Here is a 24,385-nt window from a genome sequence, read left to right on the forward strand (position 1 = left end):
GCTAGGCGGGATACCCGACAGCTTCTGGCGTGGTTTCCCGAAGTTCTCCCTCCTCCAGCAGCAGCCACCGGGTGATGCCGACCGACTCCAGGAACGGCATGTCGTGGCTGGCCACGATCAGCGCCCCCTCGTACGACTCCAGCGCCGTGGTGAGCTGCCGGACGCTCGCCATGTCCAGGTTGTTCGTCGGCTCGTCCAGCATCAGCAGCTGCGGCGCGGGCTCCGCCAGCATCAGCGCGGCCAGCGTCGCCCGGAAGCGCTCGCCGCCGGACAGCGTGTCCGCCGGCTGGTCGGCACGGGCGCCCCGGAACAGGAAGCGCGCCAGCCGCGCCCGGATCCGGTTGTTGGTGGCGCCCGGCGCGAACCGGGCCACGTTCTCGGCGACGGTCAGCCCGCCGTCGAGGACGTCGAGGCGCTGCGGCAGGAACCGCAGCGGCACGTGCGCCGTCGCCTCGCCCGCCACCGGCTCCAGCTCGCCGGCGACGGTCCGCAGCAGCGTGGACTTGCCCGCGCCGTTGCGGCCGACCAGCGCGATCCGCTCCGGGCCGTGCAGGTCCAGCCCGCCCGCCCGGGCCCCGTACCGCAGCTCCAGGTCCCGCAGGGTGAGCACGGACCGGCCCGGCGGCACGGCCGTGTACGGCAGGTCGACGCGGATCTCGTCGTCGTCCCGCACGGCCTCCACCGCGTCGTCGAGCCGCTCCCTGGCCTCGGCGAGCTTCTCCTCGTGCATGATGCGGTGCTTGCCCGCGGACTCCTGTGCCGCGCGCTTGCGTGCCCCCATGACGATCTTCGGCTCGCGCTTCTGGTCCCACATCTTCTGGCCGTACCGCTTGCGGCGGGCCAGCTTCATCTGGGCCTCGGTCAGCTCGCGCTTCTGCTTGCGCAGATCGGACTCGGCGACCCGCACCATGCGCTCGGCCGCCTCCTGCTCGACGGCGAGGGCCTCCTCGTACGCCGAGAAACTGCCGCCGTACCAGGTGATCTCCCCGGAGCGCAGGTCGGCGATCTGGTCGACCAGGTCCAGCAGCTCCCGGTCATGACTGACCACGACCATGACGCCCGGCCAGGATTCGACGGCCGCGTACAGCCGCCGGCGCGCGTACAGGTCGAGGTTGTTGGTCGGCTCGTCCAGCAGCAGGACGTCGGGCCGGCGCAGCAGCAGCGCGGCCAGCCGCAGCAGCACCGACTCGCCGCCCGACACCTCGCCGACGGTGCGGTCGAGGCCCACATGGCCCAGTCCGAGTTCGCCGAGTGCGGCGAGGGCGCGTTCCTCGACGTCCCAGTCGTCGCCGACCGTCTCGAAGTGCTCCTCGGCCACGTCACCGGCCTCGATGGCGTGCAGGGCGGCCCGCTGTGCGGCGATGCCGAGCGCCTCGTCGACCCGCAGCGTGACGTCGAGCGTGACGTTCTGCGGCAGGTAGCCGACCTCGCCGGCCACGCGGACGGCGCCTTCGGCCGGGGTGAGCCGACCGGCGATCAGCTTCAACAGGGTCGACTTTCCCGACCCGTTGACGCCGACGAGCCCGGTGCGGCCGGTACCGAAGGAGGTGTCCAGTCCCTCGAAGACGGGGGTGCCGTCGGGCCAGGCGAAGGAGAGGGACGTGCAGGTGATCGAAATAGACATACGGGTCTCCGCGGTTGCTTGAAGCCGTCAGGGGCAAACGCGTATCGAGACACCGGGAGGCGGCGACCGCCGTCGGGCGGGGAAGGAGGATCCCGGGGAGTGCTGGGCACGAAAAAAAGCCCTGCTCCGCAAGGACGGCTCGAACGCCGAGGTCGCACGCGGCGTGCACATGTGACATGCGTTGACATGTGACGCGGTGTCTCAGGACCTCAGACGAGCAACGTCCTTCTCCAATCGGCGGCAACAGAAGCGTCGTACACAGTAAGAGAGACCGGTCCGACTGTCAACGCTTTTTCGTAGGTCCGGTCTCACGGCCCTTAGGAGGCACCCCGTGCCCGACGGCTCGCTCTCCCTGCCGGCCCGGCTCTGCCTGCTGGCCTGGGACCCCACACGGCCCGGCGCCACCGACACCGCCCGGGTCCACCACCTCGTGCGCGCGGGCGCCCTCACCGAGCTGGCACGACGAGGTCTGCTCACCGACGACGAGGGCATCGCCACCCCCGTCGACCTCGACTCCCGCACCGGGGACGCCGTCCTGGACGGGCTGCTCGAACTCGTCCGCGAGTCCGCGCCGCACAGGTGGCGGACCTGGGTGCGGCGGTACGCCCGGGTCACCTTCGATGCCGCCAGGGAGCAGCTGGTGGCCGAGGGCTGTCTGCGCGCCGAGAGGAAGCGGGTCCTCGGCGTCTTCCCGTCGGTGGAGTACGTCCTGGCGCGCGCCGCGGCGGCCCGGACGCTGAGCGCCCGGACGCGGTCCGTCCTGGAGGGCGCGGTGCCGGCCGGTGAGGTATCCGAGCGGGACGCGGTCGTGGCCGTACTGGCGGCGGCCGCGGAACCGGGCCCCCTCGGGCCCGCCGCGACCCGCGCGGGCCGGGAGGCGCGGGTCGCGGAACTGACCGAACACGGCGCGGCGTCGGCGCCCGGCCTGCGCGAGATCCTGCTCGAGGTGCGGGGCGCGTTGCGCGCGGAGCCGGCGGACGTCGCCGTGACGTCGCCGGGCGGCGGCTGAGGCGGTCCGGGAGGGCGGCCCCGGGGCGTCTCTCAGCAGGTGCCGCGCATCAGCTCGGCCAGTTCGTGGTCCAGGTCCAGCTGGAGGTGCTCCAACCCCACCGGCACCAGCTCGCCGGTGGCCTGCAGGAACCGGCGCAGCTCGCCCGAGCGGACGTGGATCACGGCGGTGCCCTCGGGCGCGTGGAACTCCAGCACGGTGCGGTCGTACCCGTACGGCCGCACCCGCACGTCGCCGTGGCCGTCCGGCTCCCGCATGCCCGAGATGAGCAGCTCGCGGGAGAACGTCCAGCACACCTCCACGCCTTCGAGGGTGGCGGGGGCCGGGAAGGTCATGCGGACGGCGAACGGGTCGCTGCGGTCGTAGCGCAGCGTGGCGGGAATGTTCGGCATACGCGGCGCGGCGGCGACGAGACGCGCCTCGACCGGCTGTTCGATGACGGTGGACAACGCCTTGCTCCCTCGTGACGGCTGGACGGGCGGGGGGTGGTTGGGCCGGGCACTGGAAGAGACGACGGAATCAGCCAATCCGTGCACACGATGAGCGAGTGACCTCTGTCACCGCGTTCATGCACGGGAGTGACGTGACTCTCCTCGCGTGCCACGCAAGGCACTTGGGCCACTCGCGCGCGGCCGTGCGTGCCGTGCCCGGTCCTCTGGACGGCGCGGGAGCAGTGGGCTAGCTTCGCCCGCCATGAGGCGCTTGGGGAGCATGCGACGCACGGCACGCACGGCACGGTCCGCCCGCGCGGGCGGCGGGCGCACGGCACGGGCGGTGATCGCGGGGGCGGTGTCCGCGGCCGCCCTCGCCGCGCTGACGGCGGCGACCCCCGCGCAGGCGCACCAGCGACCGCACTGGGACCTGAAGGGCACCGGGGCCGCCGGGGCGTCCGACGTCCGCTTCCGCGGCCTCGCGGCGGTCAGCCGGCACACCGCCTGGGTGGCCGGCAGCCGAGGCACCGTCCTGCGCACCACCGACGGCGGCGACACCTGGCGGAACGTCTCGCCACCGGGCGCGGGCGAGCTGGAGTTCCGCGACGTCGAGGCGTTCGACGCCCGGCGGGCCGTGGTGCTGGCCATCGGCGAGGGCGAGGCGTCCCGCGTCTACCGCACCGACGACGGCGGGGCCACCTGGACCGAGTCCTTCCGCAACACCGACCCACGGGCCTTCTACGACTGCCTCACCTTCTTCGACCGCCGGCACGGCCTCGCCATGAGCGACCCGGTGGACGGGAAGTTCCGCATCCTGTCGACCAGCGACGGCGGACGCTCCTGGAAGGTACTGCCCAGCCGGGGCATGCCGGCCGCGCAGAACGGCGAGGCCGGGTTCGCGGCCAGTGGCCAGTGCCTGGTCGCCTCGGGACCGAAGGACGTCTGGCTGGCCACCGGCGGCGCGGCACGCGCACGCGTGCTGCACTCCGCCGACCGCGGACTCACCTGGACGGCGGCCGACGCCCCGGTTCCGGCCGGCGACCCGGCCCGGGGCGTCTTCGCTCTCGCCTTCCGCGACCGCGTCCACGGGCTCGCCGTCGGCGGCGACTTCCGCCCCGGCGAGGCGTCCCCGAGCGCGGCGGCGCGGACCACCGACGGCGGCGGCACCTGGCGGTCCGCCGGCCGTTCGCCCGACGCCTACCGTTCCGGCGTCGCCTGGCTCCCGCACAGCCGCGTCGCGGCCCTCGCGGTCGGCCCCACCGGCACGGACCTCACCACGGACGGCGGCCGCAGCTGGCGGACGGTCGACACGGGCTCGTACGACACCGTGGACTGCACCGCCGACCTGGGCTGTTGGGCGGCGGGCGAGCAGGGGCGGGTCGCCCGGCTGGAGCGCTGACGCCGCGCGGGGCGGGGTGCTCGTCCGTAACGTGGGTACCCGTTCACCGAACGTGAGAGGAGTGAGCGGACATGCCGAGCGGTTCCAGCTCCAAGCGGGAGCGGCAGTACGAGCACATCAAGGACAGCGCCGAGGACCGTGGCGCGAGCACCGGGCGCGCCAAGGAGATCGCGGCCCGGACGGTGAACAAGGAGCGCGCGCAGTCCGGCGAGTCCAAGACCGCCAGCCGCACGTCCACGCGGGACAAGTCGCCGAGCAAGCGAGGCGGCCAGCGGTCCGGCAACCGCCAGGGTCCGCAGGGACAGACCAAGGAGCAGCTGTACCAGGAGGCCAAGCGCCGCGACATCAGCGGCCGTTCGAACATGAACAAGGGCGAGCTGCAGCGCGCGCTCGGCAAGTGAGCCGTTTCGCCTAACCGAGGGTCTCCCGGTACGGCTCCAGCGCCGGCGCCGTCTTCGTGGCGACGAACTCGGTGACGCGGTAGGCGCACACGCCCGCCCTGACGAAGGGGTCGCCCGCCGCGATCTCCTCGACCCGCGCGCGGTCCTCCGCGACGGCGATGATGACTCCGCCGTCGCGGGGCTCCTTGCGTCCGGACGCAAGGACCACCCCCCGCGCGTACAACTCGTCGAGCCACGCCACGTGCTCCTCCAGCACGGCGTCGACGGCTTCCAGCGAGGCGGTGTAGGACAGCTCCAGAACGAACATGATCGCGAGCGTACTCCGGGGTCCCGTAGGCTTGCGGCCACCATGACGACCGTGACCGCGCAGACCCCCGCCGACTGGCCCGTGACCGAGGAGCGGGCCCGCGCCGTCCAGGACGAACTGCGGGCCCGCGCGGTGCTCGACGAGCCGGGGCCGCCGCCCGGTACGGGCCGGGTGACCGGTGTGGACGTCGCCTACGACGACCAGCGCGACGTCGTCGCCGCGGCCGCCGTCGTCCTCGACGCCGCGACCCTCGACGTCGTCGCCGAGTCCACTGCCGTCGGGCGGATCTCCTTCCCGTACGTGCCCGGTCTGCTCGCCTTCCGCGAGATCCCGACCGTCCTCGCCGCCCTGGACGCGCTGCCCTGCCCGCCCGGCCTGGTCGTCTGCGACGGCTACGGCCTGGCCCACCCGCGCCGCTTCGGTCTCGCCAGCCATCTCGGGGTGCTGACCGGCCTGCCCACGATCGGCGTCGCCAAGAACCCGTTCACCTTCACCCACGACGGACCGGACGCACCGCGCGGCAGCACGTCGCCGCTGCTCGACGGCGCCGAGGAGGTCGGGCGGGCCGTGCGCACGCGGGACGGCGTCAAGCCGGTCTTCGTCTCCGTCGGCCACCGGGTGAGCCTGGACAACGCCTGCGCCCACACCCTGGCGCTGGCCCCGGCCTACCGTCTGCCGGAAACCACCCGCAGGGCCGACGCCCTGTGCCGCCAGGCCCTGCGGGCGGCCACCTACCCGGCCTGATCCTCGACGCTCCAGCGGCCCACCTCCCGGTACGCCGAGTCGTAGATCTCGGCACCGTCGCCGGGCCGCAGTCCGTAGTGCTTCAGGTTGCCGCCCCAGTACCGCAGGATCCGCTGCAGCTCGCCCGCGGGGTCCTCGGCGAGCGCGCCCTCGTCCATGGTGACTTCGAGAAGGAACTTCATGCCTTCAAGGGTTTCATTGAACTCCTTCTTGGGACTTTACCGCGCTCCGCCGCAGGCGTAGACGTCCAGTGGCGGCCAAAGTCTCAAATCGCGCTGACGGTCGCCGGGCGCCGGTGCTCAGCGGCGGCTGAGTATCCGTACGGATGCGCCCGTCCCGTCGGCGGCGGCAGGCTGGAGGGCATGACGACACACCGCACCCACGAGCAGCCCGCCCGCCGGCCCGCACCGCGCAACGAGCGGGCGGTGGTCGCCGGGCTGGTGCTCGCCGTGGGCGCGGGACTGGCCTGGGCCGGCGGGATGATCTGCACGATCGTCGGGTGGTCGAGTTAGGCGGCGAAAGAAGGTCAGCGGGTCGCCGCCACCCGGAAGCGGAGGCCCGCGGCCCGCAGGCGCCCGGTCAGGGCGTCGCCCATCGCCACGGCCGTCGTGACCTGCCCGGAAGTCGGGGGCAGGTCGTCGAGGGCGAGGGAGAGCGCCGCCTCGGCGAACATCTTCGCCGTCTCGTCGTACCCGGGGTCGCCGCCCGCGACCTCGGTGAACACCTTCCGGCCGCCGCCCTCGCCCACGAAGCGGACCGAGAACCAGCTCTTCGCCCGCTTCTCGGCGCTCGGACCGTCCCCCGGCTCCAGCCGGGCGGACAGCCACCGCCGCGCGGGCGGCACCTGCGCCGCCGTCACCAGCGCGGCCACCGCCGCCACGCCGCCCACCGCGACGGGCAGTCGCCGCACGGCCGCGTAGTGGCGGTAGCGGAAGTCGGGGCCGTAGCGGTCCAGGGCCTTCGCGGAACGGCGCACGATCTGCGCGTCGACGGTCGGCAGCGGCAACGCCCAGGCGCCCACCTCCCCGGCGAACCGGGGCGCGCCCGTCGGCGTCACCGCGCGGCGGCCCACCAGCCGGGGCTCGTGCCGCCTGCGTTCCAGCGCGGCGGCCCGCAGCTGCCGGCCGCGCGCGAACTGGCCCAGCGCCGAGGCGAACGTACCGCCGGAGAAGGCGGCGTCGGCGCTCACGTAGCCGTCCACGGTCAGCGGCACGCCCTCGGGCAGCTGCCGCACGGTGAAGTACACGCCGAGGTCGTGCGGAACGGAGTCGAAACCGCAGGCGTGCACCAGCCGCGCCCCGGTCTCCCGCGCGCGTGCGTCATGACGGACGTACGTCAGGTCCACGAACTCGGGCTCACCGGTGAGGTCGAGGTAGTCCGTGCCCGCATCCGCGCAGGCGCCGGCGAGCGCGTCGCCGTACCGGACGTACGGGCCCACCGTCGTGGCCACCACGCGCGCGTGCCCGGCGAGTTCGCGTACCGTGGCTGGTTCGGACACGTCGGCGCGCAGGACCCCGACGTCCGGAGCACCGGGCAGCCGGTCCCGCAGTCGGCGCAGTTTCTCCTTGCTGCGGCCGGCGATCGCCCAGCGCAACCCCTCGGGCGCGTGCGCGGCGAGGTAGCGCGCGGTGAGCTCGCCGACGAATCCCGTCGCTCCGAAGAGCACGATGTCGTACGGCCGGTCGGCCTTGTTCTGCCCGCTCATGACACCCCTTCGTCACCCGTCGGCAACCCCTGGACCCGGAACGCGCGCCGTTGCCGGTGGCCGAGGCTAGCGTGAGGACCGCCGGCCCGAAGAGGGGTCGCCCCATAATTGGCTAAGCGCTTGCTCGCTCGGGTCTTGTGCCCAGTGGAACACGTTCTTAGCATCACTGGTGTTACATCAGTTGTGTCACAGAGCTGGGGGCTCCATGTCGCAGGCAGGGACGGCGGGGCGGACAGCGGGCGAGGGCCCGCTCGCCGGCGTGCGCGTGGTCGAGCTGGCCGGCATCGGGCCCGGACCCTTCGCCGCCATGCTCCTGGCCGACCTGGGCGCCGACGTCGTCCGCGTGGACCGTCCCGGTGGTCCCGGCCTCGCGATCGACCCCGCGCACGACGTCACCAACCGCAACAAACGGTCCGTGGTCGTCGACCTGAAGGCGGCCGACGGTCCGGCCCGCGTCCTCGACCTGGCCGAACGCGCCGACGTCCTGATCGAGGGCTACCGCCCCGGAGTCGCCGAACGGCTCGGTGTCGGCCCCGGGGACTGCCACGCCCGCAACCCGCGCCTCGTCTACGGCCGCATGACCGGCTGGGGCCAGGAGGGCCCGCTCGCCCAGCGCGCCGGGCACGACATCGGGTACATCGCGCTCACCGGCGCCCTCGGCATGATCGGCGCCCCCGACACGCCGCCGGCCGTACCAGCGAACCTCCTCGGCGACTACGCGGGGGGCTCCCTCTACCTGGTCGTCGGCGTACTCGCCGCGCTGCACCACGCCCGAGCTACCGGAACCGGGCAGGTCGTGGACGCCGCCATCGTGGACGGCACCGCCCACCTCACCTCGATGATCCACGGCATGCTGTCCGCCGGCACCTGGCAGGACCGGCGCGGCGCCAACCTCCTCGACGGCGGCTGCCCCTTCTACGGCACCTACGAGACCGCCGACGGCCGGTACATGGCGGTCGGCGCCCTGGAGCAGCGGTTCTACGCCGAGTTCATGGAGCTCCTCGGCATCCCCGGCCTGGCCCCGGCCCGCGACGACATGGCCCGCTGGACCGAACTGCGCGAGGCCGTCGCCGCCCGTTTCAAGTCCCGTACCCGCGACGAGTGGACGGCCGTGTTCACGGACTCCGACGCCTGTGTGGCCCCCGTCCTGACGCTGCGCGAGGCCCCGCACCATCCGCACCTCGCCGCGCGCGCCACGTTCACCGATCACGGAGGCACCACCCAGCCCGCCCCCGCACCCCGCTTCTCCGCGACTCCCGCCACCGTCCGCACCGGGCCCGCCCTGCCGGGCGCCGACACCGAGGCGGTGGCCCGCGACTGGGACGTCCCCCGGCTCGCCCCCTCATCCCGAAACCCTCAGTGAAAGGCCTGCCAGTGAGCACCGAAGCGTACGTGTACGACGCGATCCGCACTCCGCGCGGACGCGGCAAGGCGAACGGCGCCCTGCACGGCACGAAGCCCGTCGACCTGGTCGTCGGCCTGATCCACGAGATCCGCGCCCGATTCCCCGACCTGGACCCCGCCGCCGTCGACGACGTCGTGCTCGGCGTCGTGGGGCCGGTCGGCGACCAGGGTTCCGACATCGCCCGCATCGCCGCGATCGCGGCCGGGCTGCCGGACACCGTGGCGGGCGTCCAGGAGAACCGCTTCTGTGCCTCGGGTCTGGAGGCCGTCAACCTTGCCGCCGCGAAGGTCCGCTCGGGCTGGGAGGACCTGGTCCTCGCCGGCGGCGTCGAATCCATGTCCCGGGTTCCCATGGCCTCGGACGGCGGCGCCTGGTTCAACGACCCGATGACCAACCTCGCCACCAACTTCGTGCCGCAGGGCATCGGCGCGGACCTGATCGCCACCATCGAGGGCTTCTCGCGCCGGGATGTGGACGAGTACGCGGCCCTCTCCCAGGAGCGCGCGGCCACCGCCTGGAAGGAGAACCGCTTCGAGCGGTCCGTGGTGCCCGTGACGGACCGCGCCGGTCTCACCGTCCTGGACCACGACGAGCACCTGCGGCCGGGCACGACCGCCGACTCCCTGGCGAAGCTGAAGCCGTCCTTCGCCGACATCGGCGAGCTCGGTGGTTTCGACGCGGTGGCGCTGCAGAAGTACCACTGGGTCGAGAAGATCGACCACGTGCACCACGCGGGCAACTCGTCCGGCATCGTGGACGGCGCGTCCCTGGTGGCCATCGGTTCCAGGGAGGTCGGTGACCGTTACGGTCTGCGGCCCCGCGCCCGGATCGTGTCCGCCGCCGTCTCCGGTTCCGAGCCCACGATCATGCTCACCGGTCCCGCGCCGGCCACCCGCAAGGCGCTCGCCAAGGCCGGTCTGACGATCGACGACATCGATCTGGTCGAGATCAACGAGGCGTTCGCGGCGGTGGTCCTGCGTTTCGTGCGGGACATGGGCCTGTCCCTGGACAAGGTCAACGTCAACGGCGGTGCGATCGCGCTCGGCCATCCCCTCGGTGCCACGGGGGCGATGATCCTGGGCACGCTCGTGGACGAACTGGAGCGGCAGGACAAGCGGTACGGCCTCGCCACCCTGTGCGTGGGCGGCGGCATGGGCATCGCGACCATCGTCGAGCGCGTCTGACCCCCTTCCCGACGGACCACGACGGATCACGACGGACCAAGCCGGATCACCTGGAGCACACCTTCATGACCACCACCGAGTCCACCACCATCCGCTGGGAACAGGACGACACCGGGATCGTCACCCTCGTCCTCGACGACCCCGACCAGTCCGCCAACACCATGAACCAGGCGTTCCGCGAGTCGCTGGCCGCGATCGCCGACCGCCTGGAGGCCGAGAAGGACGACATCCGGGGCGTCATCCTCACCTCCGCCAAGAAGACCTTCTTTGCCGGCGGCGACCTGCGCGACCTGATCCGCGTCACCCCCGAGACCGCCCAGGACCTCTTCGACGGCGGCATGGCGATCAAGCGGAACCTGCGCCGCATCGAGACCCTCGGCAAGCCCGTCGTCGCCGCCATGAACGGCGCGGCCCTCGGCGGCGGCTACGAGATCGCCCTCGCCTGCCACCACCGCGTCGCCCTCGACGCCCCCGGCTCCAAGATCGGCTGCCCCGAGGTCACCCTCGGCCTGCTGCCCGGAGGCGGCGGCGTCGTCCGCACCGTCCGGATGCTCGGCATCACCGACGCCCTCCTCAAGGTGCTCCTCCAGGGCACCCAGTACAACCCGCGCCGCGCCCAGGAGAACGGCCTGGTCGACGAGGTCGCCGACAGCCGCGAGGACATGCTCGCCAAGGCCCGCGCCTTCATCGACGCCAACCCCGAGTCCGCCCAGCCCTGGGACAAGCCCGGCTACCGCATCCCCGGCGGCACTCCGTCCCACCCGAAGTTCGCGGCCAACCTGCCCGCCTTCCCGGCCAACCTGCGCAAGCAGACCAACGGCGCCCCCTACCCGGCGCCGCGCAACATCATGGCCGCCGCCGTCGAGGGCTCCCAGGTCGACTTCGAGACCGCCCAGGTCATCGAGGCCCGCTACTTCGTCGAGCTGGCCGCAGGACAGACCGCGAAGAACATGATCCAGGCGTTCTTCTTCGACCTCCAGGCCGTCAACTCCGGCGCCAACCGCCCTCAGGGCATCGAGCCCCGCAAGGTGAGCAAGGTCGCTGTCCTGGGCGCCGGGATGATGGGTGCGGGTATCGCGTATTCGTGCGCCCGCGCGGGCATCGACGTCGTCCTGAAGGACGTGTCGCTGGAGTCGGCCCTCAAGGGCAAGGACTACTCCGAGAAGCTGTGTGCCAAGGCCGTGGCCAAGGGCCGTACGTCGCAGGAGAAGGCGGACGCGCTGCTCGCCCGCATCACGCCGACCGCCGAGGCGGCCGACCTGGCGGGCTGTGACGCGGTCATCGAGGCGGTCTTCGAGGACACCTCCCTCAAGCACAAGGTGTTCCAGGAGATCCAGGACGTCGTCGCCCCGGACGCGCTGCTGTGCTCCAACACCTCCACGCTCCCCATCACCGCGCTGGCCGAGGGTGTCGAGCGGCAGGCCGACTTCATCGGGCTGCACTTCTTCTCGCCGGTCGACAAGATGCCGCTGGTGGAGATCATCAAGGGTGAGCGGACCGGCGACGAGGCGCTGGCCCGCGCCTTCGACCTGGTCCGGCAGATCAGCAAGACGCCGATCGTGGTCAACGACTCGCGGGGCTTCTTCACCTCCCGGGTCATCGGTCACTTCATCAACGAGGGCGTCGCGATGGTCGGCGAGGGCATCGAGCCCGCCTCCGTCGAGCAGGCCGCGGCCCAGGCCGGCTACCCGGCCAAGGTCCTGTCCCTGATGGACGAACTGACCCTCACCCTGCCCCGCAAGATCCGGGGCGAGACGAAGCGGGCCGTGGAGGAGTCCGGCGGCACCTGGACCGCGCACCCCGCCGAGGCCGTCATCGACCGCATGGTCGACGAGTTCGACCGCCCCGGCCGCAGCGGCGGCGCCGGCTTCTACGAGTACGGCGAGGACGGCAAGCGGGCCGGCCTGTGGCCCGGGCTGCGCGAGCACTTCACGAAGCCGGGCCACGAGATCCCCTTCGCGGACATGCAGGAGCGCATGCTCTTCTCGGAGGCGCTCGACACGGTCAAGCTCCTGGAGGAGGGTGTACTGACCTCCGTCGCCGACGCCAACATCGGCTCCATCTTCGGCATCGGCTTCCCGGGCTGGACCGGTGGCATCCTCCAGTACATCAACGGCTACGAGGGCGGCCTGCCCGGCTTCGTAGCCCGCGCCCGTGAGCTCGCCGACCGTTACGGCGAGCGCTTCACGCCGCCCGCGCTGCTGGTGGAGAAGGCGGAGAAGGGGGAGGTCTTCACCGACGGCCGCTGAGCCGCCTGTTCAGCTGAGGAGGCCGGATCATTCACCGGCCTCCTTGTCGAGCCACTCCCGCAGCTCTTCGCGCAGTGACCGCTGGAACGTGGTCAGCAGCGCCTGCACCACGAGCGGGTGCATGTGGGCGGACAGGGACCGCACGTCCCGCGCGTCGCGTTCGGCGACCGCGTCGCGCAGCAGCCGCGACAGGTCCCGCGCGGCGGCGCGGGAGTGCCCGAGGAGGGCGGTGCGGGCGGCGAGGACCGTCTCGGGGGAGAAGGGCACGTCGAGCAGCTCGACGCCGAGCCGGAGCAGCCCGGCGTCGACGCGGTAGCCGTCGCCGTCGGGCGCCACGACGTCCATCGCGCCGAGCCGGTCCACCTCCTCGTCGGTCAGCGGCCGGCCCGCTTGCCTGCCCAGCTCCTCGCGGGTGACCCGCTCCACCGTCTCCGGTGCCCAGGAGGCCACCACCGCGCGGTGCAGCGCCAGGTCGTGGGCGTTCAGGTCCGGCGGCAGCTGCTTCAGGTACCGCTCGATCGCGGCCAGCGTCATGCCCTGGTGCTGCAACTCCTCGATCAGCGCCAGCCGGGCCAGGTGCTCCCCGCCGTAACGCCCCACCCGGCGGGGGCCGATCACCGGCGGCGGCAGCAGCCCCTTGGTGCCGTAGAAACGGACCGTGCGCACCGTGACGCCGGCCCGCGCGGCCAGCTCGTCGATCGTGAGGGTCTGTTCCCCGGTGTCGGCCGCCTCGGTGTCGCTTGTCGTCATGTGCAGCAGTATCGCTGTCTCACCAATGCTGTGACACCACCTGTGCACCACATCTGCGCACCACTCGTGCGGCAGGTGGAGACCGTCGGTGGATCATGTGAGAAGTCACGCTGTGTGACATGAGACACCGCATGTCTACGCAGCGTTGTGGGAAGGTGCTGCGTTGGTCTGTGCCGCGAGGGTGGTGCGGGCCTTGGCACTGTACGGACGACCTGGGCAGATACCGCCCGGGCGCACCAGAGAGTGGAACCACCCGTGAGCAAGGACGCCGTCGCCACGGCACAGGCCGCCGCCCACCCACAGGCGGCCGAACGACCCGCGGACGCGGGCGACGCCGGCTACAGCAAGGACCTCAAGGCCCGCCACGTCAACATGATCGCCATCGGCGGCGCGATCGGCACCGGCCTCTTCCTCGGTGCCGGCGGGCGCCTGCGCGACGCCGGACCGGCGCTCGCGATCGCCTACCTCGTCGCCGGCGTCTTCGCCTTCTTCGTCGTCAAGGCGCTCGGCGAGCTGGTGCTCTACCGGCCCTCGTCCGGGTCCTTCGTGTCGTACGCGCGCGAGTTCCTCGGCGAGAAGGGCGCCTACGTCGCCGGCTGGATGTACTTCCTGAACTGGTCGACGACCGGCATCGCCGACATCACCGCGATCGCGCTCTACACGCACTACTGGAGCATGTTCACGAGCATCCCCCAATGGGTGCTCGCCCTGATCGCCCTCGCGGTGGTCCTGGCGGTGAACCTCATCTCGGTGAAGATCTTCGGCGAGATGGAGTTCTGGTTCGCGATCGTCAAGGTCGCCACCCTCGTCGCCTTCATGCTGATCGGCATCTTCCTGCTCGCCACCCAGCACGAGGTGGCCGGGCAGACCCCGGGTCTGGGCATGATCACCGACCACGGGGGCATCCTCCCGCACGGCGTGATGCCCGTGGTCCTCGTCATGCAGGGCGTGATCTTCTCCTACGCGGCCCTGGAGCTGGTCGGTGTCGCCGCGGGCGAGACCGCCGAGCCGCACAAGATCGTGCCCCGCGCGGTGAACTCGATCATGTGGCGGGTCGCCCTGTTCTACGTCGGCTCGGTCGTCCTCCTGGCCCTGCTGCTGCCCAGCTCGCTCTACTCGGGCGACGAGAGCCCCTTCGTCACGGTGCTGTCGGGGATCGGGGTGCCGGCCGCCGGTGACGTGATGAACCTCGTCGTCCTCACCGCCGCGATGTCGTCCCTGAACTCCGGCCTGTACTCCACCGGCCGCATCCTGCGCTCCATGGCGATGTCGGGCTCGGCGCCCAGGTTCACCGGCGTGATGAGCCGCAGCCAGGTCCCCTACGGCGGCATCCTGCTCACCTGCGCGGTCTGCGTCCTCGGTGTCGGGCTGAACTACCTCGTGCCGAACAAGGCCTTCGAGATCGTCCTGAACGTCGCCTCCCTGGGCATCATCAGCACCTGGGTGATCATCATGATCTGCCACCTGGTGTTCGTGCGCCGGGCGCGTGCGGGCCTGGTCGAACGGCCGCACTTCCGGCTGCCCGGCAGCCCCGTCACGGAGATCGTCACGATCGCCTTCCTGCTGGCGGTCATCGGCCTGATGTGGAACGACGAGGAGGTCGGCCGCAAGACCGTGCTGCTGGTGCCCGTGATCGCCGTGATGCTGGTGGCCGGCTGGTTCGGCGTCCGGCGCCGGGTGGCGCGCAACGCCGAGCAGGAGCTGTCGGCGCTGAAGAAGTAGCGGCCCAGGATCACTGTCAGTGGTGGCCCCTACGGTGGTGTCATGTCGGAGATCAGGTATGTCCGGGGTGACGCCACCGTCCCGTCGGTCAAGGGCGTCAAGGTGATCGCCCACGTCTGCAACGACCTCGGCGGCTGGGGCAAGGGCTTCGTCCTCGCCGTCTCGCGCCGCTGGCCGGAGCCCGAGGCGGCCTACCGAGCCTGGCACCGCGACCGCGCGTCCAACGACTTCGGGCTCGGCGCGGCCCAGTTCGTCCAGGTCGAGCCGTACGTCTGGGTGGCCAACATGATCGGCCAGCGCGGCATCCGGACCGGCAGCAAGGGCACCCCTGTGCGCTACGAGGCGATCGACACCGCACTCGGCCGCCTCGCCGACAAGGCGGCCGAGCTCGACGCGTCCGTGCACATGCCCCGCATAGGCTGCGGCCTGGCCGGCGGCAAGTGGTCCCGGATCGAACCACTGATCACCGACCGCCTCGCCCGGCGCGGCGTCCCCGTGACCGTCTACGACCACGGGGACACCGCCTGAGCCACACCCTGAACCCGCCCGTCAGTGCCGGTGCACGTCGTTCGTCGCGGCGATCTTCCGCCACGACCGGGGCTGCGCGGGCGTGTCCGCCGGCTTCGTGAGGGACGCCGCGCGTGCCGCCGGAGCGCCCGGCTTCGACGGCTGGAACAGCCAGGTGTCGAACAGCGCGGCCAGCGGCTCGCCGGACACCTCCTCGGCGTACCGCTGGAAGTCGGCGACCGACGCGTTGCCGTGGGCGTACTTCGCGGGCCAGCCCTTCAGGATCGCGAAGAAGTCCTCGTCCCCGACCTCGTTGCGCAGCGCGTGGACGGCCAGCGCGCCCCGGTCGTAGACCGCGATGTCGAACTGGTTCTCCGGCCCCGGATCACCGGGCCGTACCGTCCAGAACGGGTCGTCGGCCGGGTGCGAGGCGTATGTGTAGTCGGCCAGTTCCTGGGCCGTGCCCTCGCCCTCGTGCTCGGACCACAGCCACTGGGCGTACCGCGCGAAGCCCTCGTTGATCCAGATGTCCTTCCAGCCGTGCACCGACACCAGGTCGCCGTACCACTGGTGGGCCAGCTCGTGCACGACGACGGACACGTTGGAACCGTTCGCGAACTGCCGGGGGCTGTAGAACGGCCGGGTCTGCGTCTCCAGCGCGTACCCGGTGTCCGTGTTCGGCACGTACCCGCCGAGCGCGTTGAACGGGTAGGGCCCGAAGTACCCGCTCAGCCAGTCGGCGACCTCACCGGTCCGCTCCACGCTGGCCCGTGCCGCGCCGTCGTTCGCGCCCAGGTCCTCGCTGTAGGCGTTGACGACCGGGATGCCGCTCTCGGTGGTGCCGGTGGTGAGGTCGAACCGCCCGACCGCCAGTGTCGCCAGATAGGTGGCCTGCGGCTTGTCGGACCGCCAGTTCCAGCGGGTCCAGCCGAGCCGTGAGCGCTTCGACTGGAGCGTGCCGTTGGAGATGGCCTGGGTGCCGTCCGGCACCTGCACCGACACGTCGAAGGTGGCCTTGTCCAGCGGGTGGTCGTTGCTGGGGAACCACCACCAGGCCGCCTCGGGCTCGTTGGCTGCGACGCCGCCGTCCGGGGTGCGGTGCCAGCTGGTGAAGCCGTACGCCTCCTTCGAGGACGGCACCCCGCTGTAGCGGACGACGACGGTGACCCGGCTGCCCTTCGCCAGCGGGCGCTTCGGGGTGATCTCCAGCTCGTGCTCGCCCGAGGTCGTGAACGACGCCTTCGCGCCGTTCACCCGCACCTCGCCGACGTCCAGCAGGAAGTCCAGATTGAACCGCGACAGGTCCTCGGTGGTCCGGGCCAGGATCGTCGCCGTACCCTCCAGCCGGTCCGAGTCCGGCCGGTACTTCAGGCGCAGGTCGTAGTGCGAGACGTCGTATCCGCCGTTGCCGTAGGCCGGGTAGTAGGGGTCGCCGATGCCCGGCGCGCCGGGGGAGTGGGCCGCCGCCGACGCCGGGATCGCCAGCAGGACGGAGGCGGCGCCCAGTGCGCCCGGCACGATGATTCTGCGGTGCACGAAAGCTCCAAGTCGTAGGGTCACGAAGTCTGTTCGGAGCCTATTCAGCTCCCGTGTGCCCGGTCATGTCCACGGCCACCCCTGTCACACGATCGCCATCCGGCCGACATGCGCCCCCCTGCCGTCACGAGGCCCGCGACCGCCACACGCCCCCGAACGCCCTCTTCTGCACGGGAGTTGACCGATGTACCGTCCGCGCATGCCGATACGCACGCGCTTCACGATCTGGAGACCGCTCGCGACGGCGGCCACGGCCGCACTCATGGCAACCTTCCTCACGCCCGTCGCCACGGCACACCCCGCGACCCCGCGACAGAGCGAACCGGTCCACTCCTACGACGACGCCATCCGCGAGGCCGTCTGGGTGGACACCGGGTACGACGGGGACGGCGACGGCGAGGACGACCGCGTCGCCGTCGACGTCGTCCGCCCCCGCGAACCCGCCGCACAGGGCCGGAAGGTCCCCGTCATCATGGACGCCAGCCCGTACTACTCCTGCTGCGGGCGCGGCAACGAGAGCCAGAAGAAGACCTACGACGCCGACGGGAACGTCGTCGGGATGCCGCTGTACTACGACAACTACTTCGTACCGCGCGGCTACGCCTTCGTCGGCGTGGACCTGGCCGGAACCAACCGCTCCGACGGCTGCGTCGACGTCGGCGGACGCTCCGACATCCAGTCCGCCAAAGCCGTCGTCGACTGGCTCAACGGCCGCGCGAAGGCGTACACCAGCCGCACCGGCGGCGAGCGTGCCGAGGCCGGCTGGACCAACGGAAAAACCGGCATGATCGGCAAGAGCTGGGACGGCACCATCGCCAACGGCGTCGCCGCGACCGGCGTCGAGGGCCTGGAGACCATCGTCCCGATCGCCGCCATCTCCTCCTGGTACGACTACTACTTCAGCCAGGGCGCCCCGCTCTACGACTCCGGCCCCGACTGGCTCTCCGACTACGTCAACAGCCCCGACGCCCGCGCCCACTGCGACGCCGTGCAGCAGAGGCTCGTCGACGGCGCCCCGCGCACCGGCGACTGGACCCGGCTGTGGTCCGAGCGCGACTACGTGAAGGCCGCGAGCAAGGTGAGGGCGAGCGTCTTCCTTGTCCACGGCATGCAGGACCTCAACGTCCGCATGCAGCACGTCGGCCCGTGGTGGAACGCCCTCGCGAAGAACGGCGTCGACCGCAAGATCTGGCTCTCCCAGACCGGCCACGTCGACCCCTTCGACTTCCGCCGCGCCGAGTGGGTCGACACCCTGCACCGCTGGTTCGACCACGAACTCCTCGGCTACGACAACGGCATCGACCGCGAGCCCATGGCCGACATCGAACGCCGCCCCGACCAGTGGGAGACGTCCAGGAGCTGGCCGCCGCGCTCCACCGCCGCCACCACCCTGCGCCTCGCCGACGGTGAGCGGCCGGGCGTCGGCACCCTCGGCCTGCGCCGCGACCGCGGCACCGAGACCTTCACCGACGACCCGGCGCTGAGCGAGACCGACTGGGCCGCGCACATCGACGAGCCGACCCCGGGCAAGGCCGGCTTCGTCACCGGCCCGCTCGCCCGCGACCTGCGCCTGTCCGGCAGCTCCGAGGTCACCGTCACCGCGCGCTCCAGCGCCCCGACGGCCCACCTGTCCGCCGTACTCGTCGATCTCGGCCCCGACACCATCCGCGACTACGCCGACCGCGGCGAGGGCGTCACCACGCTCACCGACCGCACCTGCTGGGGCCCGAGCACCCCGGGCGACAGCTCGTGCTACCTGGAGACGGCGGCGAAGACCACCGACGTGGACTACACGGTCGTCAGCCGCGGCTGGGCCGATCTCGGCAACCACGCCTCCAAGTGGCACGGCCGCCCGCTGACCCCCGGCAAGGCGTACACCGTCACCCTGGACCTCGCGGCCACCGACCATGTCGTCCCCGCCGGCCACCGCCTCGCGCTGATCGTCGCCGGCACCGACAAGGACCTCATCGACCCGCCCGCCGACACGCCGACCCTCACGCTGGACCTCTCCCGCACGTCGGCACGCGTACCGTTCGTCGGCGGCACCGCCGCGTTCGCCCGCGCCACCGCCAAGGCGGCCACCGCGGCCCCGGCACCCGCGCCCCTCGACGGCGTGGACGCCCCGCACACCACGCACCGCGTCCCGAAGGGAGCCCGATGAACCGCCTGCGCACCCTCACCGTGACCGCCGCGGCCACCGCGGCCCTCGCCGCGTCCCTCCTCACCGCCCCGGCCCACGCCACCACCGGCCACGAGCCGCCCCGCACCGGCTTCGAGAAGACGCACGGCGCCCGCTGGACCACCCAGCCCGAGGAGCAGGCGCTGCTGGCCGCCGCCGACCGGGCGAGCGACCGCGTCAGCGTCGACCGCATCGGCACCACGAAACAGAACCGGCCGCTCCAGCTGGTGACGATCGGCAGGCCCACCGCCCCCAACAAGGTGCTCCTCGTGTGCAGCCAGCACGGCGACGAGCCCTCCGGCCGCGAGGCCTGCCTGTCCACCGTCCGCGACCTCGCCTGGGCCGAGGACCGGCGCACCCGGCACTTCCTCGACCGCACCACGGTGCTGGTCCTGCCCACCGCCAACCCCGACGGCCGCGCCGCGAACACCCGGGGCAACGGCGACGGCGTCGACATCAACCGCGACCACCTCGCCCTGAAGACCGCCGAGGCCCGCGCCCTGGCCGCCGTCGTCCGCGACCGGCGCCCCGACGTCCTCTACGACCTGCACGAGTACGGCGCCACACCCCCGTACTACGCCAAGGACCTCTTCGACCTGTGGCCCCGCAACCTCAACACCCACACCCGGGTCCACGACGAGGCGCGGACACTCTCCGGGAAGTACGTCCGTCCCGCCGCCGACCAGGCCGGATACTCGACCGGCACCTACGGCATCTGGACCGACCCCGAGACCGGCGACCCCGTCAAGCAGACCGCCGGCGACGGCCAGGAACGCATCCTGCGGAACATGTCCGGCGTGAAGCACTCGGTCGGCCTGCTCATCGAGAGCCGCGTCGACCCGCTCACCGACGCCGAACGCGAGGACGAGGCGCTGAACAACCGCCGCCGGGTGAACTCGCAGCTCGCGGCCCTGGACGGCCTGTTCCGCCACGCGGACCGGCGGCGCGGACACGTGGAGGCGGCCACCGCGACCGCCCGGTGGTCCGGGCTGACCGACACGGGCCCCGTGTACGTCGGCGGGGCGGACAACGACCCGGCCGAGGCCACCGAGGCCATCCAGGACCCGCCCTGCGGTTACCGGCTGACCGCTGCTCAATACACGGACATCCGGGACGAACTGGCCCTGCACGGTGTACATGCGCGCTCGGCCGGGGAGAAGGGCGCCTACGTACCGCTGCGCCAGCCACTGCGCGCCCTCGTGCCGCTGCTCCTCGACGAGCGGGCGACGTACCGCTTGACGGTGGGTGAACCCGACACCCGCTGCTGAAAGGGTGAGTTCCGCGTCGCAGGTGGTATGGGCATAGCGGAGGAGTATTTTCAGCCTCACCGACTTGAAAGGTGCCGCCTGTGACGCAGGACCGACCAAGCGACAAGGAACACCACGAAAGAGGCACGCTGCCGGGTTCGGAAGCGGGCCTGCCGGGCCAGGAGCACAAGCCGCGGACCGACCGCGTCGTCTTCGGCGTCACCGCGGCCCTGACCCTCGCCTTCGTCCTCTGGGGCGCCATCGGCACCGACTCGCTGGAGGACGCCTCCGGCACCATGCTCGGCGGGCTGATCCACAACGGCGGCTGGGCCTTCGTACTGGCGGCCTCCGGGTTCGTCGTCTTCGCCCTCTGGCTGGCGGCCAGCCGCTACGGCCGCATCCACCTCGGGGCCGAGGGCGAGGAACCCGAGTTCCGCACGGTGTCCTGGGTCGCCATGATGTTCAGCGCCGGCATGGGCATCGGTCTGATGTTCTGGGGCGTGAGCGAGCCGCTGGCGCACTACGACGCCGCCCCGCCCGGCACCTCTCCCGCCGACTCCGGCGACCGCATGGCGACAGCCATGGCCACCACCCTGTTCCACTGGACGCTCCACCCGTGGGCGATCTACGCGGTGGTCGGCCTCGGCATCGCCTACAGCACCTTCCGCAGGCGCCGCCGGCAGACCATCAGCGCCGTGTTCACCCCGCTCATCGGCACCAAGCACGCCAACGGCACCAGCGGCCGGGTCATCGACATCCTCGCCATCATCGCGACGGTCTTCGGTTCCGCGGCCTCACTCGGCCTCGGCGCCCTCCAGATCGGCTCCGGTGTGGAGAAGCTCGACTGGATGGACAAGGTCAGCACCGGGCTGCTGGTCGGCATCATCGCGGTGCTGACCGTGGCGTTCGTGGCCTCGGCGATCTCCGGCGTCGAGAAGGGCATCCAGTGGCTGTCCAACACCAACATGGTGCTGGCCCTGCTCCTGGCCGTCTTCGTGTTCGTCGCCGGTCCGACCATCCTGATCCTCGACCTGCTACCGACCTCGGTCTTCGCCTACCTCGGCGACCTGCCCGAGATGGCCGGCCGCACCGAGATCAGCGGCGGCGAGGGCGTCGCGGACTGGCTGAGCAGCTGGACCGTCTTCTACTGGGCGTGGTGGATCTCCTGGACGCCGTTCGTCGGCATGTTCATCGCCCGCATCAGCCGGGGCCGGACCATCCGCCAGTTCATCGGCGGCGTCATCCTCGTGCCCAGCACGGTCAGCCTGATCTGGTTCGCCGTCTTCGGCGGTTCGGCCATGCGGCTCCAGGAGCAGAACCGGCTCGGGGACGAGACGACCCCCGAGGGCCGGCTCTTCGCCGTCCTCCAGGAGTACCCCATCGCCACCGCCACCAGCCTGCTGGTGATGATCCTCGTCGGCATCTTCTTCGTCTCGGGCGCCGACGCGGCCTCCATCGTGATGGGCACCCTCTCGCAGAAGGGCGCGCTGGAGCCCAGCCGCTGGGTGGTCGTGTTCTGGGGCGTGGTGACCGGCGCGGTCGCCGCCATCATGCTCCTGGTCGGCAGCGGCGAGGGGGACGCCCTGGCCGGACTGCAGAACCTCACGATCCTCGCGGCGGCACCCTTCGTCATCGTGATGATCGGCATGTGCGTCGCCCTCATGCGCGACCTGCGCCGCGACCCGCTCATCGTGCGCGGCGAGATGGCCTCCGAGGCCGTCGAGATGGCCGTCATCGAGGGCCACAAGCAGTACGAGGGCGAATTCGAGATCCGCATCGGCCCGGGCACCGGCCCGGATGTGGAGGGAGACCCGATCGGCAAGCACCACTGACCCGGGGGACGGGGGAAGGGACAGGGGCCGGCACGCACCGCGTGCCGGCCCCTCCCCTTCGGGGCACCTTCCCGTGCCGTCAGCCGGACGCGAGCTCGGCCGCCTCCCGCGCACAGCCCCAGGCCACGGTGACGCCCCCGCCGCCGTGACCGTAGTTGTGCACCAGCACCCGCCCGTCCGGCAGCGACTCGCGCTCCAGCCGCACCGCGTCCCGCGCCGGCCTGAGCCCCACCAGATGACCGAGCACCCGGGCCTCCGCGATCTCCGGCCGCAGCGCCGCGCACCGCCGCACGATCGCCTCCGCGACCGCCGGGTCCGGCTCGTCCGCCCAGACGTCGTCCTCGGCCGTGCCGCCGAGCAGGAGCCGGCCCGGCTGCGGCAGGAAGTACGCCGTCTCCCCGGACACCGGGTCGGTGGAGACCAGCCAGGTGTCGACGCCGGGGTTCTCCACCACGACCAGTTGCCCGCGCACCGGCCGCACCGCCGGGTCCGGCACCAGCTCCCGGGCGCCCAGGCCCGTGCAGTTGACCACCACCGGCGCCTCGGCCTCGTCCAGCCGGTCCACCGCGCGGTTCTCCAGCACCCCGCCCGCCGCCGCGAACCGCTCCCGCAGCCAGGACAGGTGCGCCGGCATGTCGATGAGCGGCAACCGCGCCCACAGCCCCGTCCCGCCGTACTCCTCGGCGGTCGACGCGCGCAGCCCCGGCAGCCGGGCGGTGGCCCAGGCGTCCACCTCGTCCAGGCCGGTCTCGCCCAGCACCCCTTCGACCATGCGTACGCCGGTCACTTCGGGCCGAGCCGCCAGTTCCTCGTACACGTCCAGCGACTGAAGCGCCCACGCCCGCGCCAGCGCCACCGGTTCGACGCGGTACGGCCACCACAGGCCGCCCGCGACCGCCGAGGTGGTCCGCTCGGCCGCCTCCCTCGTCCACAGCCGTACCCGCCTGCCGCGCTCGGCGAGCACGACGGCCGTCGTCAGGCCGACCACCCCGCCACCGACCACGACGACTTCGTCACCCAGTTCGGTTTCCATCCGGGGACGTTAACGGAACATGCCATGCCGTGCGCAGACCGGCCCGCGGTGGGAATACTCACCGCATGGCAGCCGAGTACGCGACCTTCGGCCTGGCACCGGCAACGCGGGCCGGCGGGGTCCTCGCCGACGGTGACTACCAGGTCCACCGCGACTTCATGGACTTCATCGTCGACGGACGCCCCCTGCTGTTCCGCCTGTCCGACCTCGACGCCGTCTCCCCGCTCGCCTCCGACGTGCCACCCGCGATCTTCACCGAGCAGGTCCGCGGCCTGCTCCTGGAGACCGGGGCGCCCCTGCCCGGCGGCCGGTACGTCATCTACGGCTGCCCCGAGTGCGCGGACCTCGCCTGCGGCGCGGTGACCGCCGTGATCGTGCGGGACGGCGACGACTTCGTCTGGCGGGACTTCGCCTGGCAGACCGGCGACCACGCCGACCTCGAGTTCAACGGCTACCACGGCATCGGCCCTTACCGCTTCCCCGGCGCCGAGTACCGGGCCGCCCTCGCCGCCCTGCTCGACGGCGACCGCACCGCGCGTACCCGCCGCCGGGTCCTGCTCATCGGCGCCCGCGTCGCCCTGCTCGCCAGACTCGCCGCCGCGCTGCGCACCATCGGCGTCGGCGCCGACATCACCGAGGACGCCGGGGCCGTACCGGCCGAGGAGCTGCGGACCTACGGAGTGGTCGCCTTCGGCACCGGGGCCGACGAGGAGCAGCGGTCGGCCGTACGCCGTGCCTTCGCGGACGCCGGGATGGACGTGCCCCACGTCGTGGGCCTCGCCCCGATCGTCCCGCTCCTCGTCGCCCAGATCGAACACGCCCTGGACGACGGCCCGGCCGGGCGGCGCCGGCTGACCCGGCTGACGGCGACCGGCACGGCCGCGGACGTCGAGGTCACCTCGCCCTGCCGGGTACGGCTCACGGCGTACCGCGTCGACCGCCTCCACCGCACCCGCGTCCACGAGGTCTTCGACGGCGTCCTCGGACCGGGCACCCACCGCGTCGCCCTCGACGCCGGGACGGTGAAGGGGGAGTCCTACCTGGTGGCCCGCGCCCCGGGAAGCGTGCTGGTGACGGCGGTGACGCCCTCGGGACCCGACTGAGGACCCGGCTGAGCGGGC

General features: G+C 72.2%; 22 protein-coding genes. 14 read left to right on the forward strand and 8 right to left on the reverse strand.

The features are described 5' to 3' along the window. Window position 1: 1 nt before the first annotated feature. Window positions 2-1,624, reverse strand: coding sequence for an ABC-F family ATP-binding cassette domain-containing protein (locus AMK11_RS17260; RefSeq protein ID WP_073728072.1), 1,623 nt, complete (start codon window positions 1,622-1,624; stop codon window positions 2-4). Between the two features lie 331 nt (window positions 1,625-1,955). On the opposite strand from AMK11_RS17260, the gene AMK11_RS17265 reads away from it, so the two are divergent. Then, a complete protein-coding gene (locus AMK11_RS17265) occupies window positions 1,956-2,633 on the forward strand; it encodes a GOLPH3/VPS74 family protein (RefSeq protein ID WP_073728074.1) in 678 nt (225 codons plus the stop codon). 32 nt (window positions 2,634-2,665) lie between these two features. On the opposite strand, the gene AMK11_RS17270 is transcribed toward AMK11_RS17265, so the two are convergent. Beyond that, window positions 2,666-3,082, reverse strand: a complete 417-nt coding sequence (locus tag AMK11_RS17270) for an SsgA family sporulation/cell division regulator (protein WP_073728076.1) — start codon at window positions 3,080-3,082, stop codon at window positions 2,666-2,668. A 262-nt stretch (window positions 3,083-3,344) separates the two neighbouring features. Between AMK11_RS17270 and AMK11_RS17275 the strand changes: the two genes are divergently transcribed. Continuing rightward, window positions 3,345-4,463, forward strand: a complete 1,119-nt coding sequence (locus AMK11_RS17275) for a WD40/YVTN/BNR-like repeat-containing protein (RefSeq protein WP_241847012.1) — start codon at window positions 3,345-3,347, stop codon at window positions 4,461-4,463. Window positions 4,464-4,534: 71 nt separating this feature from the next. Further along, window positions 4,535-4,864 (forward strand): plasmid stabilization protein, encoded by a 330-nt coding sequence (locus AMK11_RS17280; protein ID WP_073728078.1) that lies wholly within the window; start codon window positions 4,535-4,537, stop codon window positions 4,862-4,864. Between the two features lie 10 nt (window positions 4,865-4,874). On the opposite strand, the gene AMK11_RS17285 is transcribed toward AMK11_RS17280, so the two are convergent. Further along, window positions 4,875-5,171 (reverse strand): YciI family protein, encoded by a 297-nt coding sequence (locus AMK11_RS17285; RefSeq protein ID WP_073728080.1) that lies wholly within the window; start codon window positions 5,169-5,171, stop codon window positions 4,875-4,877. Window positions 5,172-5,213: 42 nt separating this feature from the next. On the opposite strand from AMK11_RS17285, the gene AMK11_RS17290 reads away from it, so the two are divergent. Continuing rightward, complete coding sequence (locus AMK11_RS17290; RefSeq protein ID WP_073728102.1) at window positions 5,214-5,915, forward strand: endonuclease V; 702 nt, start codon at window positions 5,214-5,216, stop codon at window positions 5,913-5,915. Here the strand turns inward: AMK11_RS17290 and AMK11_RS17295 are convergent. Next, a complete protein-coding gene (locus AMK11_RS17295; RefSeq protein WP_073728104.1) occupies window positions 5,903-6,097 on the reverse strand; it encodes a hypothetical protein in 195 nt (64 codons plus the stop codon). The genes AMK11_RS17290 and AMK11_RS17295 overlap by 13 nt on opposite strands. A gap of 180 nt (window positions 6,098-6,277) precedes the next feature. On the opposite strand from AMK11_RS17295, the gene mmpA reads away from it, so the two are divergent. Continuing rightward, window positions 6,278-6,427: a morphogenic membrane protein MmpA gene (gene mmpA / locus AMK11_RS38160; RefSeq protein ID WP_079187508.1), complete on the forward strand. Its 150-nt coding sequence runs from the start codon at window positions 6,278-6,280 to the stop codon at window positions 6,425-6,427. 14 nt (window positions 6,428-6,441) lie between these two features. On the opposite strand, the gene AMK11_RS17300 is transcribed toward mmpA, so the two are convergent. Continuing rightward, a complete protein-coding gene (locus AMK11_RS17300; RefSeq protein WP_073728106.1) occupies window positions 6,442-7,620 on the reverse strand; it encodes a saccharopine dehydrogenase family protein in 1,179 nt (392 codons plus the stop codon). A gap of 205 nt (window positions 7,621-7,825) precedes the next feature. On the opposite strand from AMK11_RS17300, the gene AMK11_RS17305 reads away from it, so the two are divergent. The 3 genes from AMK11_RS17305 to AMK11_RS17315 all read left to right on the forward strand — a co-directional run bounded on the left by AMK11_RS17305 (window position 7,826) and on the right by AMK11_RS17315 (window position 12,458). Next, the gene (locus AMK11_RS17305; RefSeq protein WP_073728108.1) at window positions 7,826-8,983 is read left to right on the forward strand and encodes a CaiB/BaiF CoA transferase family protein; all 1,158 of its coding nucleotides are present in this window, start codon (window positions 7,826-7,828) and stop codon (window positions 8,981-8,983) included. Window positions 8,984-8,994: 11 nt separating this feature from the next. Next, complete coding sequence (locus tag AMK11_RS17310; protein ID WP_073728110.1) at window positions 8,995-10,209, forward strand: acetyl-CoA C-acetyltransferase; 1,215 nt, start codon at window positions 8,995-8,997, stop codon at window positions 10,207-10,209. Between the two features lie 65 nt (window positions 10,210-10,274). Further along, on the forward strand, window positions 10,275-12,458 hold the full coding sequence (locus AMK11_RS17315) for a 3-hydroxyacyl-CoA dehydrogenase NAD-binding domain-containing protein (protein WP_073728112.1): 2,184 nt from the start codon (window positions 10,275-10,277) through the stop codon (window positions 12,456-12,458). Between the two features lie 27 nt (window positions 12,459-12,485). Here AMK11_RS17315 and AMK11_RS17320 read toward each other — a convergent pair whose 3' ends face one another. Beyond that, window positions 12,486-13,208, reverse strand: coding sequence for a MerR family transcriptional regulator (locus AMK11_RS17320; protein ID WP_073728114.1), 723 nt, complete (start codon window positions 13,206-13,208; stop codon window positions 12,486-12,488). Between the two features lie 255 nt (window positions 13,209-13,463). On the opposite strand from AMK11_RS17320, the gene AMK11_RS17325 reads away from it, so the two are divergent. Continuing rightward, window positions 13,464-14,930, forward strand: a complete 1,467-nt coding sequence (locus AMK11_RS17325; protein ID WP_073728115.1) for an amino acid permease — start codon at window positions 13,464-13,466, stop codon at window positions 14,928-14,930. A 42-nt stretch (window positions 14,931-14,972) separates the two neighbouring features. Further along, on the forward strand, window positions 14,973-15,458 hold the full coding sequence (locus AMK11_RS17330) for a macro domain-containing protein (protein WP_073728117.1): 486 nt from the start codon (window positions 14,973-14,975) through the stop codon (window positions 15,456-15,458). Window positions 15,459-15,479: 21 nt separating this feature from the next. On the opposite strand, the gene AMK11_RS17335 is transcribed toward AMK11_RS17330, so the two are convergent. Next, a complete protein-coding gene (locus AMK11_RS17335) occupies window positions 15,480-16,973 on the reverse strand; it encodes a M1 family metallopeptidase (RefSeq protein WP_198941390.1) in 1,494 nt (497 codons plus the stop codon). Window positions 16,974-17,172: 199 nt separating this feature from the next. Here AMK11_RS17335 and AMK11_RS17340 point away from each other — a divergent pair, with 199 nt between their 5' ends. The 3 genes from AMK11_RS17340 (at window position 17,173) to AMK11_RS17350 (ending at window position 22,231) form a co-directional block, all read left to right on the forward strand. Further along, window positions 17,173-19,134 carry a Xaa-Pro dipeptidyl-peptidase gene (locus AMK11_RS17340; RefSeq protein ID WP_073729000.1) on the forward strand — a complete coding sequence of 654 codons (1,962 nt, stop codon included), beginning with the start codon at window positions 17,173-17,175 and terminating at the stop codon, window positions 19,132-19,134. After that, on the forward strand, window positions 19,131-20,420 hold the full coding sequence (locus tag AMK11_RS17345; protein WP_073728121.1) for a M14 family metallopeptidase: 1,290 nt from the start codon (window positions 19,131-19,133) through the stop codon (window positions 20,418-20,420). The genes AMK11_RS17340 and AMK11_RS17345 overlap by 4 nt, the downstream gene beginning before the upstream one ends. Window positions 20,421-20,500: 80 nt before the next feature. After that, window positions 20,501-22,231, forward strand: a complete 1,731-nt coding sequence (locus tag AMK11_RS17350) for a BCCT family transporter (protein ID WP_073728123.1) — start codon at window positions 20,501-20,503, stop codon at window positions 22,229-22,231. A 79-nt stretch (window positions 22,232-22,310) separates the two neighbouring features. Here the strand turns inward: AMK11_RS17350 and AMK11_RS17355 are convergent, their stop codons facing one another. Beyond that, window positions 22,311-23,264, reverse strand: coding sequence for an FAD-dependent oxidoreductase (locus AMK11_RS17355; protein WP_073728125.1), 954 nt, complete (start codon window positions 23,262-23,264; stop codon window positions 22,311-22,313). A gap of 65 nt (window positions 23,265-23,329) precedes the next feature. On the opposite strand from AMK11_RS17355, the gene AMK11_RS17360 reads away from it, so the two are divergent. Next, window positions 23,330-24,367, forward strand: a complete 1,038-nt coding sequence (locus AMK11_RS17360) for an oxidoreductase (protein WP_073728127.1) — start codon at window positions 23,330-23,332, stop codon at window positions 24,365-24,367. Window positions 24,368-24,385 lie beyond the last annotated feature (18 nt).

Origin of the sequence: Streptomyces sp. CB02414 (assembly GCF_001905385.1) — a bacterium.
Lineage (GTDB): Bacteria > Actinomycetota > Actinomycetes > Streptomycetales > Streptomycetaceae > Streptomyces.